Origin of the sequence: Streptomyces roseicoloratus, assembly GCF_004117935.1 — a bacterium.
Taxonomy (GTDB): Bacteria; Actinomycetota; Actinomycetes; order Streptomycetales; family Streptomycetaceae; genus Streptomyces; species Streptomyces roseicoloratus.
Genome location: NZ_SDOY01000174.1, coordinates 1 through 16,081, shown reverse-complemented (window position 1 = coordinate 16,081; position 16,081 = coordinate 1). Strand labels below are relative to the sequence as shown.

Below are 16,081 nucleotides of genomic sequence, written 5' to 3'. Positions count from 1 at the left end.
GAGCGGTGCACGACATGCGGGTTCCCGGGCGTTCGGTGAGACTCGCTGTTACCCGAGGCCGACCAGGCCCCGTCGGGAACGGAGTTTCGGCATGGACGACTATCCCTTGCTCAACCTCTTCTGGACCATGTTCTGGTTCTTCCTCTGGATCATGTGGCTGTTCCTGCTCTTCAAGATCATCACGGACATCTTCCGTGACGACGAGCTGAGCGGCTGGGGCAAGGCGGGCTGGCTGATCTTCTGCATCGTGCTGCCGTACCTCGGCGTCCTCGTGTACGTCATCGCCCGGGGCAAGGGCATGACCCGGCGGGACGCCAAGCAGGCCAAGGACGCCGAAGCGGCGTTCCAGGACTACATCCGCAAGACGGCGGGCACCGCCGGGACGGCCGGCGGCACCGGAGCGGCGGGCGGCGCCGGGCACGGCGGCGTGGACGAGCTGACCCGGCTCGCCGACCTGAAGGACCGGGGTGCCCTCACGCACGAGGAGTTCGAGAAGGCGAAGGCCAGGGTCCTCTCCTGATCCACTCCCCGCACGACGAGGAGGAACCGTCCCGGCTGTCCAGGTCGCTGGTGCGCGACGTGATGGCGGCGCCGGGACGGCTTCCCGAGTCACTCGCCGTGTTCGCGCAGCGCCGCTTCGGTCCGAAGGCGGACCGGGCGGTGCGACGGCTGCGCGCCTCCCGACCTGACGCGGACGCCGACGAACTGCGCACGCGCGTGGTGGCGCACGGCGTCCGCCGGGCTTCCGCCGAAGGCGCGTTCGTCGGCGGGCCCTTCATCCTGCTCGTGCCCTTCGCGTTCTGCGCGGCCCTGCTCTCGCAGGCGCAGAGCATGCTCGAACTGGCGGCACTGGAAGGCAAGGACCCCACGGATCCCGAGCGGACCGCCGAACTCCTCGTGCTCCAGGGGGTGTACGAGGACACGGACACCGCCCGCGTCGCACTGGCCGCGCCCGCCGCCCAGAGCGCCGAGGAGGGCGGGACCGGCAAGCGGCGCGGCCGGTTCGCCGCGTTGTGGGAACTGATCATGCGGATGGCCCGGCTGCTGGGGCTGATCACACCCACCACGGAGACGAGGCTGCTGACGCGGATCGGCCTCTGGGCGCTGGTGGGGGCGGTGTTCCTGGTCGGTCTCGTCGCTCCGCTGGTGTGGCTGCCGTACCTGGCCTTCAGTTACCGGCGTTCCACCCTGGCACTGCTCGACCGCGCGGCCGTCTTCTACGCGGGCGCCCCCGCTCCGCGTCGCGGCAACCGGTTCGACCCGGCGATGATCGGTGCGACGGTGCGTGCGGCGTTCTCGCTGCTGGTGTCCCTCGCCGGGGTGGCCGTCGTGGTGGGCGCGGACCTGCACATCGCGGGCGGCCGGTGGCCGGTGCTGGGCATCGTGCTGGTCAGCAGCTCGTTCCTGGTCGGCGGCTGGTGGGTCTGGCGCCGGCACCGGCGCAGGAACGACTGACCGCGGGAAGCGTCCGAGGCGCGGGGACCGCTCGGCACGGGCGCACCGGAACCCGGGCGCACCTCACCTACCCCCTAATACGAATACGAAATTCGCCTTTGATACGGTCACGTCGTGCGGTTGACGAAATTCACCGATCTGGCACTGCGGGCCGTGATGCGCCTCGCCGTGGCCGGACAGGACACCTCGCCCACCACCCGCGAGGTGGCGGAGTCCATGGAGGTCCCCTACGCCCACATGGCGAAGGTGGTCACCAGGCTTCAGCACCTCGGGGTCGTCGAGGCGCGGCGCGGCCGGGGTGGCGGCCTGACCCTCACCGAGCTGGGCCGCCGGTCCTCGGTGGGCTGGCTGACGCGGACCCTGGAGGGCGACGACGAGGTCGTGGCCTGCGAGGGCGATCCGCCGTGCCCGCTGCGCACGGCCTGCCGGCTGCGGGGCGCGCTGCGCGAGGCCCAGGAGGCGTTCTACCGCACGCTCGATCCGCTGACCGTCGCCGATCTGGTCGAGTCCCCGACCGGCCCGGTGCTCGTCAGCCTGTCCGGCCGCCGCCCCGGCGACTGAGCCCCGCCCCCACAGACGTCCGCCCGCGCCGGGCGGTTTCGTCATCGCGTTAAATACGTAGATCATCTACCAGTTAAGGAGTCCACATGCTGTCCGAGCAGGCCACCCCGGTCGTCCGTGCCACCCTTCCCGCCGTCGGCGGCGCCCTCGACGAGATCACCGAGCGCTTCTACGCGGGCATGTTCGCCGCTCGTCCCGAGCTGCTGCGGGACCTGTTCAACCGCGGCAACCAGGCCACCGGCGACCAGCGCAAGGCACTGGCCGGCTCCATAGCCGCCTTCGCCGGAGCACTGCTCGACGATCCCGACACCCGGCCCGACGTGATGCTGTCGCGGATCGCCCACAAGCACGCCTCGCTCGGCGTCACGTCGGAGCAGTACAAGGTGGTCCACGAGCACCTCTTCGCCGCGATCGTCGACGTCCTCGGCGAGGCGGTGACGCCCGAGGTCGCCCAGGCCTGGGACGAGGTGTACTGGCTGATGGCCAACGCGCTCATCGCCCTGGAGGCCCGGCTGTACCAGGAGCGCGGTGTCGCCGAGGGCCAGGTCTGGGAGCCGATGGAGATCACCGGACGGCACGAGGAGACCCCCGACACCGTGTCCTTCACGCTGCGCCGGCCCGACGGGCGTCCGGCGGCGGCGTTCCGTCCGGGCCAGTACGTCGGCGTCCAGGTCACGCTGCCCGACGGCGCCCGCCAGATCCGCCAGTACAGCCTGTCCGCCGCGCCGGGCCGCCCGGACCGGCGGATCACCGTCAAGCGCGTCGACGGCGACCCGGCCGGCGAGGTCTCCTCGTGGCTGCACGCGAACGGACGGCCCGGTGACCAGGTCATGGTGTCGGCGCCGTTCGGCGACCTGGTGCTGCCCGAGGGCGACGGGCCGCTGCTGCTCGCCTCCGCGGGCATCGGCTCGACGCCCATGCTGGCGATGCTGGACCACCTCGTCGTGACCGGTTCGACCCGCCCGGTGACCGTCGTCCACGCCGACCGCTCCCCGGCCGGCCACGCCCACCGCGAGGAGCTGCGCCGGCTGGTCGACGCGCTGCCGCACGGTTCGCTGCACCTCTGGTACGAGGAGCCGGGCGCGGCGGACGCCCGCAGCGGCCGGGCGGACGTCACGGCACTCGACCTGCCCGAGGGCGTGACCGCGTACCTCTGCGGGCCGCTGCCCTTCATGCGCGCGGTGCGCGGCGACCTGCTGGGCCGGGGAGTCGCCGCTGCGGACATCCACTACGAGGTCTTCGGCCCCGACCTGTGGCTGGGCACCGCGGCCTGACCTCGCTCGACCCCTTCCGGGGTGTGGGCTGCGGCCGCTCGCCTGCGGGCCGGTCCGGCGCGGGCCGCCTCACCCCTGCGGTGGGGCGGCCCGCGCCGGTTCCGTTCAGCAGCCGGTGGCCCAGATGTGGGAGTCGCCCCGGTCGTTGGCGGCGCCGTTGTAGCCGGCCTCCTGGCCGGGGGCCAGGCAGATCGTCATGGAGCCGCCCTGCCAGGCGGACTCGTAGACGCGGACGTAGTCCTTGACGCCCGGGCCGGAGATGCCGTGGTTGGCCCAGGAGGAGTCGTTGTCGGCGATCCAGCCCTCCCACCAGCCGTCGTCCCCGCTCCAGTTCGCTCGCTGCCCGCCGAAGTCGGCGTGCTCCCAGGCGCAGAAGTGCCCGGAGGGGCACTCCGCCGCCGCGGCGGGAGCGGTGAGGGTCAGGCCGCCGGCGAGGGCGAGGAGGGCCGCGGTGGCGGGGCCGAGGAGTCGCTTCATGAAGCGTCGGTGCCTTTCTTCCGGGTGGGGTTCGCGGACAGCTCGGCTGCCCGCCGCAGTGCGCGGGCGCGCAGCTGCTCGTAGGTGGCGACCTGGTCGCGGTGGAGCGTGTGTACGGTGGCCAGCTCGGCGGGTTCGAGCCGGGCGCGCACGTCGGCGAGTCCGCTCTCGCGGGTGCACCGTTCGGCGACGGCCGGTTCGGGGCGGCCGGTTCGGGGGCCTCCGGAGGGCGCGGCGCAGCGGGTCCAGCGGTCGAGGGCGGCCCGGTGCGCGGGGTCCTGCTTCATCCGGGCCTGGGCGAGGGCGCGCAGGTTGTCGACGGTGACCTGGGCGCGGAACCAGCGGGTCTGGTCGCCGTACAGCTCGGCACGGGCGGAGGCCACGCAGCCGTCGCTGTTGGCGGTGACGGTGAGACCGGTGGCGAGGGTGAGGGAGAGCTCGCGCGGGTCCTCGCCGAAGAGCGCGGTCCGCAGTCGGGCGTCGGCCGCAGCGGCGGGCCCCGGCGCGGGGGCCGGGGCGCGCGCCTGGGAGGCCGGGGGCAGGGCGAGTCCCTGGGCCTCGAGGCACTCGGCGACGAGCCGCTGCTCGGCGGCCTTCAGGATCCCGTCCTGTTCCTGCCGGGCGGCGGGCGTCCCGGCCGACGCGGAGGGAGCGGCCGGTCCGGCGGGGCCGGGCCGCACGGTGGCGCAGCCGGCGAGGACGAGGGCGGCGGAGGCCGTGGCGATCACCCGACGGGTCGCGTGGCGCATGGTTCCCCCTGGTGGCGGGCCTGGGCGGCGGTGACAGGCGGTGTGATCACCGCTGGTTCGTGGCGATCAATGCCCGGTGCCGGACCGGCCATGCGGAGGGCCGTGGCGACTCACTCGAAGGGGTCGAACGCGCCGGAGTGCGCGCCGCCAACGAGGTGCCCGGGAGCTCCCGGCGCGCGGCCGGAGGCCCGGCCCGGGAGCCGTGTCCGGCGGCACGACAAAGCCCCGGTTGGACGGGGGGTTCCAACCGGGGCCGACTGCCGTGACGGATGAAGGGCGGTCACCTCTGGGGGGCCTGGGGACCGGACCCCTTCGACGTCACATAAGGATGAACGGTAAACCTTCGCCCCTTGTTCCGCCTTGCACCCGGTGCCGGATGTGAGTCACCTCACCCCTTTTGGTCCGTTCAGTCGTCCTTCTCCGGGCGGTAGACGGACCCGGGCTCCGCCGTGCCCGGCGCGAGCAGCTGCGGCACCGTGACGAAGGTGTAGCCGCGGCGCTTGAGCTCGTCGATGATTCCGGGCACGGCGGGGACCGTTCCGTCGTATATGTCGTGGAGAAGGATGATGCCGTCGCCGTGGGCCTGGTCCAGCACCCGCTGACGTATGAGGGCCGTGTCCTCGGTGGAGTAGTCCTTGGCGGTGATGCTCCAGAGGATCTGGGCGAGTCCGAGCTCACGGCTCACGTCGGAGACGGCGTCGTCGGTGCGGCCCTGCGGCGGGCGCATGAGGGTGGGCTTGCGGCCGGTGATCCGGGCGATCGCGTCCTGGGTGCGCGAGAGCTCGTCACGGATCTCGGCGGCGTCGAGGTCCGTGAGGATGCGGTGGGTCCAGGTGTGGTTGGCGACCTCGTGGCCCTCGTCCGCGATGCGCTTGACGACCTGCGGGTATCGCTCGACGTGCTTCTTGCCGAGCAGGAAGAAGGTCGCGGGGACCTCCTTCTCCTTGAGTATGTCGAGCAGGCGGGGGGTGTCCTTGCCCGGTCCCGCGTCGAAGGTGAGGGCGATGCACTTGACCTTGGCGCAGTCCACGGCGCCCGCCGCCGTCCCGGCCTTGCCGTCCGTTCCCGCCTTGCCCCGCGCCTCCTCCGGGGTCACCGTGTCGACCGAGCACCCGGTGAGGGAGACGAGGAGTGACGCCGCGGCGAGCAGAGCGAGGGCCGGCGCCCTGCGCCGGCCCGGCTTGGTTCGGAACATGTGCGACCCGCTTTCCCCGGAAGTGTGGTTCGAAGAGCTCGTACGACGACAAGGACCCACGCCTGGTCAGGGCGGGGCCTTGCGACTCGTCGAGAACTCTACACACGGTGTATAGCCGGGGTGTGACGAGGGGGTCGGGGTCGGGGAAGCCGGGTGCGGAACGCCGCTCAGAGGACACTGGCAGGCGGGGGCGCGCACGGGAGCATCGGCTCACCACGGCACGCGCGAGCCGGGGCGGGATGGCTCACCAGGGCACGCGCGGGCCGGGGCGGGATGCGCGACGGCGGCGGGCATGGCGGACCCGGGCGGCGCCCGTCCGCTCCGCCCGGGGGTCTCGGCCGTCAGCGGGAGGCGAGGAGGAGGCGCGCCTCGGTCTCCTGGTCGCCGGAGACGGACTGCAGGGACTGGATGTCGAAGGAGCGGGCCAGCACCTTCTCGACCTTGTCGACGGCGTGGTAGCCGCCCGTGAGCAGCGCGCCGACCATGCCGGTGAGCAGGACGGGCGGGGACTCCTCGTGCCGGCCGCCGGCCGTGTCGAAGGTGGCCATCCAGACGGTCGCCGCGGGTGCGGTCGCCGCCTGCGGACCCGGCGTCGACATGTCCTCCAGTTCGTAGGCGCGGTCGAGGACGTCGAAGACGGCCTGGGCGTCCTCCCGGCAGCAGTCGCTCAGCTGCACGGTGACGTCGGTGTCGATGTGCAAGTCGTACACGGCGCTCGCCTCCTCGTGTGGCCGCTTCCAGCATCCCTCGCAACGCGGCGGCGCGCGAGGTCCGGCCATGCCGGGGCCCGGAACCGGCCGCAGGTGGCGGATCCGCGGCACGGGCAGCACGGTGGAGGGTGAGGATGCGACACGGGAGGCGGCGTGGCGAAGTCGGGGCATGAAGGAGCGGGATCCGAGGCGCCGGACGGCGACGGCATGATCCGGGGCCGCCGCGAGACGGCGGACGAACGGGCGGACCGGCGCTGGACCGAGCTGATGCAGGAGATCCGGGTCGCCCAGACGGGCGTGCAGATCCTCTTCGGTTTCCTCCTCACCGTCGTCTTCAGCCAGCGCTACCCGGAACTGCCGGACACGGACCGGACGATCTACATCATCACGATCTCGCTGGGCTCCGCCGCGACCGGCGCCCTCATCGGCCCGGTGTCGTTCCACCGGCTGGTCGCCGGCCGCCGGATCAAGCCCCGGACCGTGGTCTGGGCCTCCCGCCTGACGTTCGTGGGCCTCGTGCTGCTCCTGGCGACGCTGGCCTGTGCGCTCCTGCTCGTCCTGCGCGTGGCCACCGGAGCGACATTTGTGCCCTGGCTCGTCGCCGGACTCGTCGCCTGGTACCTGCTGTGCTGGTTCGTCCTCCCCCTCTGGGTCCGCGGCCGCCACACCTCCGGCCGCCCGAACGGCGATCCACCCCGCTGAAGCCCCCTCCCGACCGACGCCGCCCGCGACCGCCGGACGTCCTCGGCCGGCCTTCCTCCCTGGCTGTCAGAGCTCCTCGGCCGACGACGACCGGCCGCGTCACGCGGTCGCCAGGACCGTCTCCACGGTGTCCGCCTCCGTGGCGGACTTGTCCGGACGGTGCCGGACGACCCGGGCGAAGCGAAGGGTGACCCCCGCCGGATACCGAGTGGAGCGCTGGAGGCCGTCGAAGGCGACCTCCACGACGAGTTCGGGGCGGACATGGACGGTGTGGCCGTCGTCCGAGACGGCGAGCCCGGTGAGGCGCTCCGTCTGCCAGCGGAGCATCTCGTCGGTCAGGCCCTTGAAGGTCTTCCCCAGCATCACGAAGGTGCCGTCGGCCGCCCGGGCGCCGAGGTGGAGGTTCGACAGGAAGCCGGTGCGGCGGCCGTGTCCGCGCTCGGCGGCGAGAACGACCAGGTCCAGGGTGTGGACGGGTTTCACCTTCAGCCAGGTGCGCCCCCTGCGGCCGGCGACGTACGGCGCGTCGACGGCCTTCACGAGGACGCCTTCGTGGCCACGGGCGAGGGTGTCGCGGAAGAAGCGCTCGGCCGCGTCGACCGCCGCCGGGTCCTCCGGGTCCTCGATCACCGTCCGGCGCACCCGCAGCGGCTCGGGCAGCAGCCGGGCCAGGACCGCGTGGCGTTCACGGCCCGGGTGATCGACCAGGACCTCGCCGTCCGCCGCGAGCACGTCGAAGAAGACGGGCGACAGCGGCAGCGCGGCCCGAGCCGTGGACACGTCGACCCGGGAGCCGACGCGGGAGGCGATGTCCTGGAAGGCCTGCGGCCGCCCCGTCGCGGGATCGAGCGCGATGACCTCACCGTCCAGGACCAGACGGTCGCCCGCCGCCTCCAGGGCGGTGGCCACCACCTCGGGCAGCCGGTCGGTGATGTCGTCGAGGGACCGGGTGTAGACCCGGACCTCGTCGCCCCGGCGGTGCACCTGGATGCGGATGCCGTCGAGTTTCTCCTCCACCGCGCAGGGACCGAGCGCCGCCACGGCCTCGCTCACGCTGCCCGCGGTGTGGGCGAGCATGGGCTGGACCGGGCTGCCGACCCGGAGCGTGAAGGCTTCCAGCGCGCTCGGGCCCTCGGCGAGCACGGCACGCGCCACCCGGGGCAGCGACCCCTCGAGCATGACGGCCCTGCGCAGGTCCTCGGACGGCACATCGGCCGCCGTGGCCACGCCTTCGAGCGCGACCGCGTCGAGCGCGCCCTGCCGCACCTCGCCGGACAGCAGCCGCAGCAGGAACTCCTGTTCCGGCAGTGTGGCCGCGGCCAGCAGATCCCGGACCAGCCCGAGCCGGCGGGCCTGGGCGCCGCTCCCGGCGACGGCGGCCAGTTCCGTCATCGTCGCGTCCGTGCCGGACAGCGTGAGCGCCGGCTGCCCCGCGGGCGGCACCGCCGGCGGCAGCACGTTCTTGAGCACGCTCCAGCCGACGCCGATCCGCCCCTGAGGCAGGCGTCCGGAGAGATAGGCGATGACGAGCGGGCTCTCCTCGGGCTCGGCCTCCGCGAACAGTCCGGCGAGCAGTCCGATCTTCCGCGACCGCGCCGAGGTGGCGGCGACCTGCCCCGACACCTCCGCGACTCGGGCAAGGAGCATGCGCCCATCGTGCCCGCGCACGAGCGGCCCCGCACCCCGGCCCGGACCCTCACCCTCCCGGCCGCGGTGTGACCTCCCTTCGCCTGCGCCTGCGCAGCCGGTCGAGCAGGCTCCGCCGGATCCGCCTCCCCGGCGGCCGCGTGACTCCCGCAGCGCGGCGGCCGGCAGGGAACGAAGGGCCGGCCGCGAACAGCACAGGAGCGGAGGCACCCTCAGGACCGAGAGAGGGCGGTGAAACTCGCGTCGCGGGAGAAGCTGGGGTCGCCCGAGAATCCGGCGGCCCAGGCCGGACCCGACGCGTCGGAAGCGCCGAAGACCGCGGCGGAGCCGGTGATGCCGGCGGCGCCGAGGAACTCGACGGAGCCCCAGGCGCCGGTGGCGGCGCCGGCGAACCCGGCGGAGCCGCCGGCAGCGGAGAACCGGACGGATCCGGTGGCGCCGGTGGCGCAGGTGGTACCGGTGACGCAGGTGGGGCGGGAGTGCTCGGCCAGGCCTGGGGCGCCGGAGGGGCGGGAGTGCTCGGCCAGGCCGCGGGCGACACTACCGGGCGCCAGCGCCATCGAGCGGCGAGGGTTCCCGCCGGTCCGCACTCGCCGGGCGGCAAAACGCCAGGCCTGGTCATCGTGGGCGGTGCTCCCCCGGGCGACGTGGCCGTGGAGGCCGTGAACGCCGGCGTCAGGGGACGGAGGGCCGTCGGTGACGCGGCGGCCGACGGCATGCCCGGTCGTGGGGCCTCGCGCTCGGCCCGGGCCTCGTCCAGGGCGAGGGCGAGGCTCATCCGGTGCCAGAGGATCTCGTCGGGATCGTCGGCCAGTATCAGCCGGTCGGCGATCTCCCGGGCCGCCGGGCCGTTCGGCCTCCACACCGGCGGCGCCGGCCTGAGCCGGTCCAGGTAGACCCGTTCATAGGGGTCGTCGACGACCTCGGCCACATGGGCCGGGTCGAGCAGCGAGGCGATGGCTGCCGTGCGGACCCAGGGGTCGCCGGTGGCTCTCAGCAGTGCGCCGAGGCGCCGGGCCCGCCAGTTCCTGGGACGCCAGTCCTGACGGCTGTCATCGGCCCGGGTCCGGACGTCCAGCGGCAGCCGTCCGGTGAGGAGTCGCGGGTGGTTCAGCGCGAACTCCGCCAGTTCGGCCGCGGGATAGAGCCAGACCACCGCCCGGTAGCGGTTGACGTAGAACCGCACCGGACTGAAGTGGCCCGTCCTCGCGAGCCGCGCGAACCTGTCCCGGGTGACCGCGAGCAGCTCGGCGCCCTCCGCCGTGCCGACCGCCCTCACGCGCTCGCGCAGCCCTTCGGGAAAGTCCGGTGCCGCCCGGAGCCGCTCGATCTCCGCCCGTGGCACGCGGCGGCGACGGGCCGGACCCCCGTCGACCTCCACCGTGCCGGGCGGCGGCCACGGCACCGTACGGACGATGCCCAGGTCGACCGCGAGCCGGAACTCGTCCCGGCGCAGCTCCAGTTCCCGCGCTGCCCGCGCCTGCGGCACCAGCAGATCCGGCACGCCGGACGCGTCGGACGCGTCGGACGCGAAGGGCACCTCCGGCGCGACCGGTCCCTCGGACACGTCGAGCCACTCGGCCCGGTCCGTCGCGTCGGGCGGCCCCGCCAGGGCCGGCGGCGGCATCGGTGTCGGCGGCATCCGTGTCGGCGGCTTCGGTGTCGTCGTCCACACCGGCTGCGTCGTCGGCACCGGCCGCGTCGTCGGCACCGGCTGCGTCGTCGTGGCTCGTGTCGTCTCCGTCGTGGTCATGCGTCGGTCCTCCCCCGTGCGTGGCCGGGCGCCTGCCGCCCGACTCGAACACCGTCAGTGATGACCGTAACGCACAGTGACGACCCTCCGCTCGCCCTGTGGATAACCTTCCCGAGAGGCTGTCAGAACTCCTCCGTGCCGCCGGGCTTCCTCGCCGCCACGCCCAGGTGCTCGCCCACCCGGTTCACCAGCAGCGTCATCTCGTAGGCGACCTGGCCGACGTCCGCCTCCGCCGCGCTCAGCACGCACAGGCAGCTTCCCTCGCCCGCCGCCGTCACGAACATCAGCGCCTCGTCGAACTCCACCATCGTCTGCCGTGCCCGGCCCGCCTTGAAGTGCCGGCCCGAGCCGCGTGCCAGGCTGTGGAGCCCCGAGGAGACCGCGGCCAGGTGCTCGGCGTCCTCGCGCTCCAGGCCGCTGCTCGCGCCCGTCACCAGACCGTCGTTCGACAGCACGAGGGCGTGCCGTATCGAGTCGACCCGTCGCGTCAGGTCGTCCAGGAGCCAGTCGAGTTCCTTGTCCAGCGCCATGCGTGGTCCTCCCCCTGTGTGGTGCGTCCCCGTCGCCCCGTGGTCCCCGCGGTCCGGGGGGCGCCTGCTTGCGGTCTGCCGTCCGTGCCGTACCGGTCGACCGTCCTCCGGTCAGCCTTACGCACTGTCGTGAGCAGGGCAAGCACCCGTCACCATCCGCGTGGCGATCGGACGTGCCGTCGGACACCGGACCAGGGACGGTCGCTCAGCCCACCGTGTCCAGAAGTCGTGCCGTGTGCATGCGTCCCGCGTACTCGACGAGCCGGATCAGCACCTCCTTCCCGGAGTCGCGGTCGCGCGCGTCGCACAGCACGACCGGCGTGCCGCGGTCCAGGTCGAGGGCGCGCGACACATCGTGCGCGCCGTAGGCACGGGCGCCCGCGAAGCAGTTGACGGCCACGACGAACGGGATCTTGCGGTGCTCGAAGTAGTCCACGGCGGGGAAGCAGTCCTCCAGGCGGCGAGTGTCGGCGAGGACGACCGCGCCCAGCGCGCCCTGCGACAGGTCGTCCCAGAGGAACCAGAAGCGGTCCTGTCCCGGAGTCCCGAAAAGGTAGAGGGAGAGTCCGGCGCGGATGGTGATGCGGCCGAAGTCCATGGCCACGGTCGTGGTCGACTTCTGGTCCACTCCCCCGGTGTCGTCCACGGACTCTCCGGCACGGCTGAGCCGTTCCTCGGTGCGCAGCGGCCGGATCTCGCTGACCGCGCCGACCAGAGTGGTCTTGCCGACCCCGAAGCCGCCGGCGACCAGGATCTTCAGGGCGAGTGCCGTGCTGTCCGGGTCGCCCGCCGGGGTGCTCTCAAAGCGCTCGTAGGCCATCGATGACTTCCCTCAGGATCCGTTCGTCGGGGAGCTGTGCGGGCGGGACGGGTGTGCTGACCTTCACGAAGCCCGCTTCGAGGAGGTCGCCGAGGAGGACGCGGACCACGCCGACGGGCAGGTCCGCGTCGGCGGCCAGTTCGGCCACCGACTGGGTCTCGGCGCGACACTGTGCGAGGAGGGTGCGGTGTTCGGGGCCGAGAAGGGATTCCTCGGCCGGGCCCGGCGGGTCGTCGTCGACGACGACGAGAGCGATGAGGTCGAACCGTACGTTGCCGGGCCCGGGTTTGGTCCGTCCGCCGGTCATGGCGTACGGCCGGACGAGCGGCCCGGCCTCGGCGTCGTACCACCGGCCGCCCGCCGGGGACGGGTCCTCGCCGGTGCTGTCCTTGTCCATGTGTTCTCCGGGATCTCCGGGTCTCCGGGTCTCCGGTCAGCCCGCGGCCGGTGGGGTCACCGTGAGGCGCGGCGGGGTGTGCAGGTGCTCGCCGACGCGCTTCACCAGACGGGCCATCTCGTACGCGATCAGGCCGATGTCGGCGTGGACTCCGCTGAGGACGGCGAGGCAGGAGCCGTCCCCGGCCGCCGCGACGAAGAGGAAGCCGTCGTCCATCTCGACCATCGTCTGGCGCACGCCGCCGGTGTGGAACTGCCGGCCGGCGCCCTTGGCCAGGCTGTGGAAGCCGGAGGCGATGGCGGCCAGGTGCTCCGCGTCCTCACGGCTGAGCCCGCTGGAAGCACCGACGGCGAGGCCGTCGCCGGAGAGGACGACCGTGTGGCGGACCTCCCGAACGCGCGTGACGAGGTCGTCGAGGAGCCAGTCGAGTTCACCGGAGCGGTGGTGGGAGATCCTCTCGCGGTCGATCATTCGTCGTCTCCTTCGGGGGCGGGGGCGGGGGCGGGGGCGGGGGCCGGAGCGGGGGCGCTGGATGCGTGGCGGGGGCGGCCCGAGTCGTTCTCGTGGTGCGGGGCCGAGACGGGGCCGGGGGCAGGGCCGGGACCGGGGACGGAGCCGGAACCGGGGACAGGGCCGACGCCGGGACCGGGGACGGAGCCCGAACCGGGACCGGAACCGGGGAGAGGGGCGTGGGCAGGGTGGTCGTGTTCGGGTTCGGGGCGGTGGCCGTAGCCGGTGCCGAGCGGTCGTCCCGTGCCCACGGGGCCGCCGGGAGGCGGAACCGGAGTGCCGGGGGCGGGGCCGCCGCCGCGCTGCCAGCCGTCGCGGTAGGAGGCCATACGGTCCCTGACCTGTTCCGGGCTCCGATCCTCCGTGGCGTCCCGGCCCGCGGCGCCCGCCGCACCCTCGGCGGCACCATGGTCCGAGCCGGTGCGTGCCGCGCGCAGCTGCGGCACGAGGCTCGCCTGCCGTACCCGCCTCGGCAGGTCGGCCACCGGCTCCTCACGCGCCTCGTCAGTGCCGACGGGCGGTACGGGCGAGGAGGGTCGTGCGGACGTGAGGGGCGAGGTCGTACGGCCCCGCCTGCGCAGGTCGGTGACGGCGGCCGGTGGCCGGCCGGGTTCCGTGGGCGAGGCAGGGGCGGGAACGCGCGGCGGGCGCCCCGGGTCCGGGGTGGCCCCGTCCCCGGGGTGGTCGTGCGCCGCGGCGGGTGTGGACGCCGAGCCCGGCACGGAGGAGCGAGGGCCGGGCACCGCGCGCCCAGCGCCCTGCCCGACCGCCCCGGCGCCCCGCCCCACTCCCGTACCAGCACGAGCACCAGCACCAACACCAAGGCCAGGAACGGCGCCCGGCCGCGGACGAGGACCCACATCGTGCGGGTCCGCGGCCGCTGCCCCGGCCCCTGTCCCCGTCCCGGCCACCGACCGAGCCGCCGTTCCAGGCGTCGCACCTGGCGACACCTGGGACGCGGAGGCGGTGCTCGCGGCCGAGGCCGGAGGGGAGGCCGATGCGCCGCCCGTCCGTCCCGCTTCTCCGACGGTCCTCAGCATGGCCGTGTCGCGGCCGAACGGCGGCGTGTTCTGCAGCAGGTCGGTCGGCAGCAGCACGACCGCCGTGGTGCCCCCGTATGGCGAGGTCCGCAGATGGACCTTGATCTCGTGGCGCGAGGAGAGACGGCTCACGACGAACAGACCGAGCCGGTCGCTGTCGAAGAGGTCCAGGGCCTCGGACTGGGCGATGCGCGCGTTCGCCTCCGCGAGGGTGTCCTTGCCCATGCCGAGCCCGCGGTCCTCGATCTCCAGCGCGTAGCCGTTGCCGACCGGCTCACCGCTGATCCGCACCTTGGTGTGCGGTGGGGAGAACTGGGCCGCGTTCTCGATGAGTTCGGCCAGGAGGTGGGTGAGGTCGGCGACGGCGCCGCCGACGACCGACGTCTCGGGCAGCGGTCGTACCTCCACGCGCGCGTAGTCCTCGATCTCGGAGACCGCGGCGCGGACGACGTTGGTGAGCGGAACGGGCATGCGCCAGGCGCGTCCGGGCGCGGCGCCGGACAGGATGATGAGGCTCTCGGCGTGGCGGCGCATGCGGGTGGTGAGGTGGTCGAGCCGGAACAGGTCGCCGAGTTCGTTCGGGTCGTCCGCGCGCCGCTCCATGCTGTCGAGCAGGTTGAGCTGCCGGTGCACGAGGACCTGGCTGCGGCGGGCGAGGTTGACGAAGACGCCGGAGATGCCGTCGGCGAGCTCGGCTCGTTCCACGGCCGCGGAGAGCGCCGCGCGGTGCACGATGGTGAGCGACTCGCCGACCTGACCGATCTCGTCCTGCGGTGCCGGGCCCGGCGGCGCCTCGGCGTGCACGTCGATCTCCTCGCCCGCGCGCAGTCGGCGCATGGCGGCGGGCAGTTTGTGACGGGCGATCTCCAGGGCGGTGTTGCGGAGGCTGACGAGCTCGACGACGAGGCCGCGGCCGATGCGTACGGAGATGACGAGCGAGGCACCGACGGCGGCGAGGCCGAGCAGGACGGCGGCTCCGCCCGCGCTCAACGCGCCGCCGCCGAACGGGTCCCGGCGGTCCGCCTCCGCCGCGTGACCCGCCTTCTCGACGGCGGTGATCCCTTCGCGGACGAAGGCGTGGACCGGTTCCCATTCCCCGGAGGTGACGGCCTGGGCGGCGCGGCGGCCGGGGGCGGCGGCGCGCACCCGGTCCTCGGCGGCGAGGAGCCCGCGGTACGCGGGCTGTGCGGTGAGGTTCCCCCACGCGCCCCGCTGGGGCGCGGGCAGGTCGGCGGTCGCCTCGACGAGGGTACGGCGGGCCTCGACGGTGCCGGCGAAGTCACGAAGCCGGGCGCCGTCGAAAGTGCCGGTGAGGTGGGCGACGCCGAGCAGGGCGTCCTCGCGGGCCAGCAGCTCGCCCGCGCGGCCGAGTTCGAGCAGGACACGGGCCTCGGCGCCCGCTTCGGTGCCGTCGAGGCCCGCCAGGGCGCCGCCGACCGCGAAGCCCGCCGAGACGGCGGTGGTGTACGCGTCGTGGAGCCGGTCCGCGTCGCCGCGTCCCTCGACGGTCGCGGCGCGCAGCCCGCTCAGCCCCTCGGCCTGCGCCACGAAGTCGGCGACGCGGTCGGAGACGTCTCCGGGCAGGCTGCCGTTGTCGCCGACGGTGTGCCGGTCGCCGAGGCGGAGCCTCGCGACGGCGGCGTCGGTGGCCCGGGCGCGGTCCTTGAGCTCGGCGGCGCGCGCGGCACCGGGAGCGGCTGCCTGTCGTACGGCGGCGCGGCGCTCCTCCTGGAGGGCGGCGACGGCGAGGGCGACGGGCTGTCGGACGTCGGCGTCCACGGACTGGAGGTGGCGGAGCCGCGCGATGTCCTGGGCGGTGGTGACGGTGGCGAAGCCCCACAGGGCGAGGAGCGAGACGACCGGGACCATGAGCAGCGAGACGATCTTCGCCCGGACGGTACGGGGCCGGAGTCCGCGGCCTCGGCCGTCGCCGGGTACGGGGCCGGGCGCGAGCGCGGATTCCGGGGTCGGGGCGGGGGCGCCCGTTCGCGAGGCGGCCGCTGCCGCCGCGACCGCGGGAGCCGCCGGCGCGGGGGGCTGCGCCGTCACCGGCGACCGTCCCCGTGTCCCTGCCTGCACAGGTGTCCGCGCCGGGCCCGGGTCCTGCGTGGAGCCGGCTCCGGTCGGGTGGAGGTGCTCGGCCGCGTGGCCGGATCCGGCCACGCGGCCGGGCGCGGTCCGGTCACGGTCGGCGCGACCGGCTTCGGTTCGGCCGCCCTCGTCCCGGCGGGCTCCGGTTCGGCCGCCCTCGTCCCGGCCGG

At 74.1% G+C, this 16,081-nt stretch carries 17 protein-coding genes and 1 pseudogene; 6 read left to right on the top strand and 12 right to left on the bottom strand.

The genetic code is table 11. The annotated features are described in order from the left end of the window. Positions 1-91: 91 nt before the first annotated feature. The 4 genes from ESG85_RS32245 to ESG85_RS32230 all read left to right on the top strand — a co-directional run bounded on the left by ESG85_RS32245 (position 92) and on the right by ESG85_RS32230 (position 3,290). Positions 92-520: an SHOCT domain-containing protein gene (locus tag ESG85_RS32245; protein WP_128984720.1), complete on the top strand. Its 429-nt coding sequence runs from the start codon at positions 92-94 to the stop codon at positions 518-520. A 50-nt stretch (positions 521-570) separates the two neighbouring features. Then, positions 571-1,455: a hypothetical protein gene (locus ESG85_RS32240; protein ID WP_128984719.1), complete on the top strand. Its 885-nt coding sequence runs from the start codon at positions 571-573 to the stop codon at positions 1,453-1,455. Positions 1,456-1,569: 114 nt separating this feature from the next. Beyond that, complete coding sequence (locus ESG85_RS32235) at positions 1,570-2,016, top strand: RrF2 family transcriptional regulator (RefSeq protein ID WP_128984718.1); 447 nt, start codon at positions 1,570-1,572, stop codon at positions 2,014-2,016. Between the two features lie 86 nt (positions 2,017-2,102). Continuing rightward, a complete protein-coding gene (locus ESG85_RS32230) occupies positions 2,103-3,290 on the top strand; it encodes a globin domain-containing protein (RefSeq protein ID WP_128984717.1) in 1,188 nt (395 codons plus the stop codon). Positions 3,291-3,395: 105 nt separating this feature from the next. On the opposite strand, the gene ESG85_RS32225 is transcribed toward ESG85_RS32230, so the two are convergent. The 4 genes from ESG85_RS32225 to ESG85_RS32210 all read right to left on the bottom strand — a co-directional run bounded on the left by ESG85_RS32225 (position 3,396) and on the right by ESG85_RS32210 (position 6,421). Continuing rightward, positions 3,396-3,767, bottom strand: coding sequence for a peptidase inhibitor family I36 protein (locus ESG85_RS32225; protein ID WP_128984716.1), 372 nt, complete (start codon positions 3,765-3,767; stop codon positions 3,396-3,398). Continuing rightward, positions 3,764-4,516 carry a hypothetical protein gene (locus ESG85_RS32220; protein WP_128984715.1) on the bottom strand — a complete coding sequence of 251 codons (753 nt, stop codon included), beginning with the start codon at positions 4,514-4,516 and terminating at the stop codon, positions 3,764-3,766. Before ESG85_RS32220 ends, ESG85_RS32225 begins: the two co-directional genes overlap by 4 nt. A gap of 406 nt (positions 4,517-4,922) precedes the next feature. Further along, positions 4,923-5,711, bottom strand: coding sequence for a polysaccharide deacetylase family protein (locus ESG85_RS32215; RefSeq protein WP_128984714.1), 789 nt, complete (start codon positions 5,709-5,711; stop codon positions 4,923-4,925). Positions 5,712-6,052: 341 nt separating this feature from the next. Continuing rightward, positions 6,053-6,421 carry a hypothetical protein gene (locus ESG85_RS32210; RefSeq protein WP_128984713.1) on the bottom strand — a complete coding sequence of 123 codons (369 nt, stop codon included), beginning with the start codon at positions 6,419-6,421 and terminating at the stop codon, positions 6,053-6,055. Positions 6,422-6,628: 207 nt separating this feature from the next. Between ESG85_RS32210 and ESG85_RS32205 the strand changes: the two genes are divergently transcribed. Next, entirely contained in the window at positions 6,629-7,123 is a 495-nt protein-coding gene (locus ESG85_RS32205) for a DUF6328 family protein (RefSeq protein WP_128984757.1), read from the top strand. Between the two features lie 99 nt (positions 7,124-7,222). On the opposite strand, the gene ESG85_RS32200 is transcribed toward ESG85_RS32205, so the two are convergent. From ESG85_RS32200 to ESG85_RS36430, 3 genes and pseudogenes are all read right to left on the bottom strand, one after another. Then, the gene (locus ESG85_RS32200) at positions 7,223-8,770 is read right to left on the bottom strand and encodes an ATP-dependent DNA ligase (RefSeq protein ID WP_128984712.1); all 1,548 of its coding nucleotides are present in this window, start codon (positions 8,768-8,770) and stop codon (positions 7,223-7,225) included. 212 nt (positions 8,771-8,982) lie between these two features. Then, complete coding sequence (locus ESG85_RS36435) at positions 8,983-9,330, bottom strand: hypothetical protein (protein WP_128984711.1); 348 nt, start codon at positions 9,328-9,330, stop codon at positions 8,983-8,985. Positions 9,331-9,551: 221 nt separating this feature from the next. After that, positions 9,552-10,259: pseudogene (locus tag ESG85_RS36430) on the bottom strand (DUF6397 family protein); the annotation flags it as partial. Between ESG85_RS36430 and ESG85_RS36425 the strand changes: the two are divergent. After that, entirely contained in the window at positions 10,186-10,584 is a 399-nt protein-coding gene (locus ESG85_RS36425) for a hypothetical protein (protein WP_128984710.1), read from the top strand. The pseudogene ESG85_RS36430 and the gene ESG85_RS36425 sit on opposite strands and share 74 nt — an antisense overlap. Positions 10,585-10,645: 61 nt before the next feature. On the opposite strand, the gene ESG85_RS32180 is transcribed toward ESG85_RS36425, so the two are convergent. The 5 genes from ESG85_RS32180 to ESG85_RS35385 form a co-directional block, all read right to left on the bottom strand. Beyond that, positions 10,646-11,053 carry a roadblock/LC7 domain-containing protein gene (locus tag ESG85_RS32180; protein WP_128984709.1) on the bottom strand — a complete coding sequence of 136 codons (408 nt, stop codon included), beginning with the start codon at positions 11,051-11,053 and terminating at the stop codon, positions 10,646-10,648. Positions 11,054-11,258: 205 nt separating this feature from the next. Then, positions 11,259-11,873 carry a GTP-binding protein gene (locus ESG85_RS32175; RefSeq protein WP_128984708.1) on the bottom strand — a complete coding sequence of 205 codons (615 nt, stop codon included), beginning with the start codon at positions 11,871-11,873 and terminating at the stop codon, positions 11,259-11,261. Beyond that, positions 11,854-12,270 carry a DUF742 domain-containing protein gene (locus ESG85_RS32170; protein WP_128984707.1) on the bottom strand — a complete coding sequence of 139 codons (417 nt, stop codon included), beginning with the start codon at positions 12,268-12,270 and terminating at the stop codon, positions 11,854-11,856. Before ESG85_RS32170 ends, ESG85_RS32175 begins: the two co-directional genes overlap by 20 nt. A 36-nt stretch (positions 12,271-12,306) precedes the next feature. Then, the gene (locus tag ESG85_RS32165; RefSeq protein WP_128984706.1) at positions 12,307-12,741 is read right to left on the bottom strand and encodes a roadblock/LC7 domain-containing protein; all 435 of its coding nucleotides are present in this window, start codon (positions 12,739-12,741) and stop codon (positions 12,307-12,309) included. After that, positions 12,738-15,689 carry a sensor histidine kinase gene (locus ESG85_RS35385; RefSeq protein WP_128984756.1) on the bottom strand — a complete coding sequence of 984 codons (2,952 nt, stop codon included), beginning with the start codon at positions 15,687-15,689 and terminating at the stop codon, positions 12,738-12,740. The genes ESG85_RS32165 and ESG85_RS35385 overlap by 4 nt, the downstream gene beginning before the upstream one ends. Between the last annotated feature and the right edge of the window lie 392 nt (positions 15,690-16,081).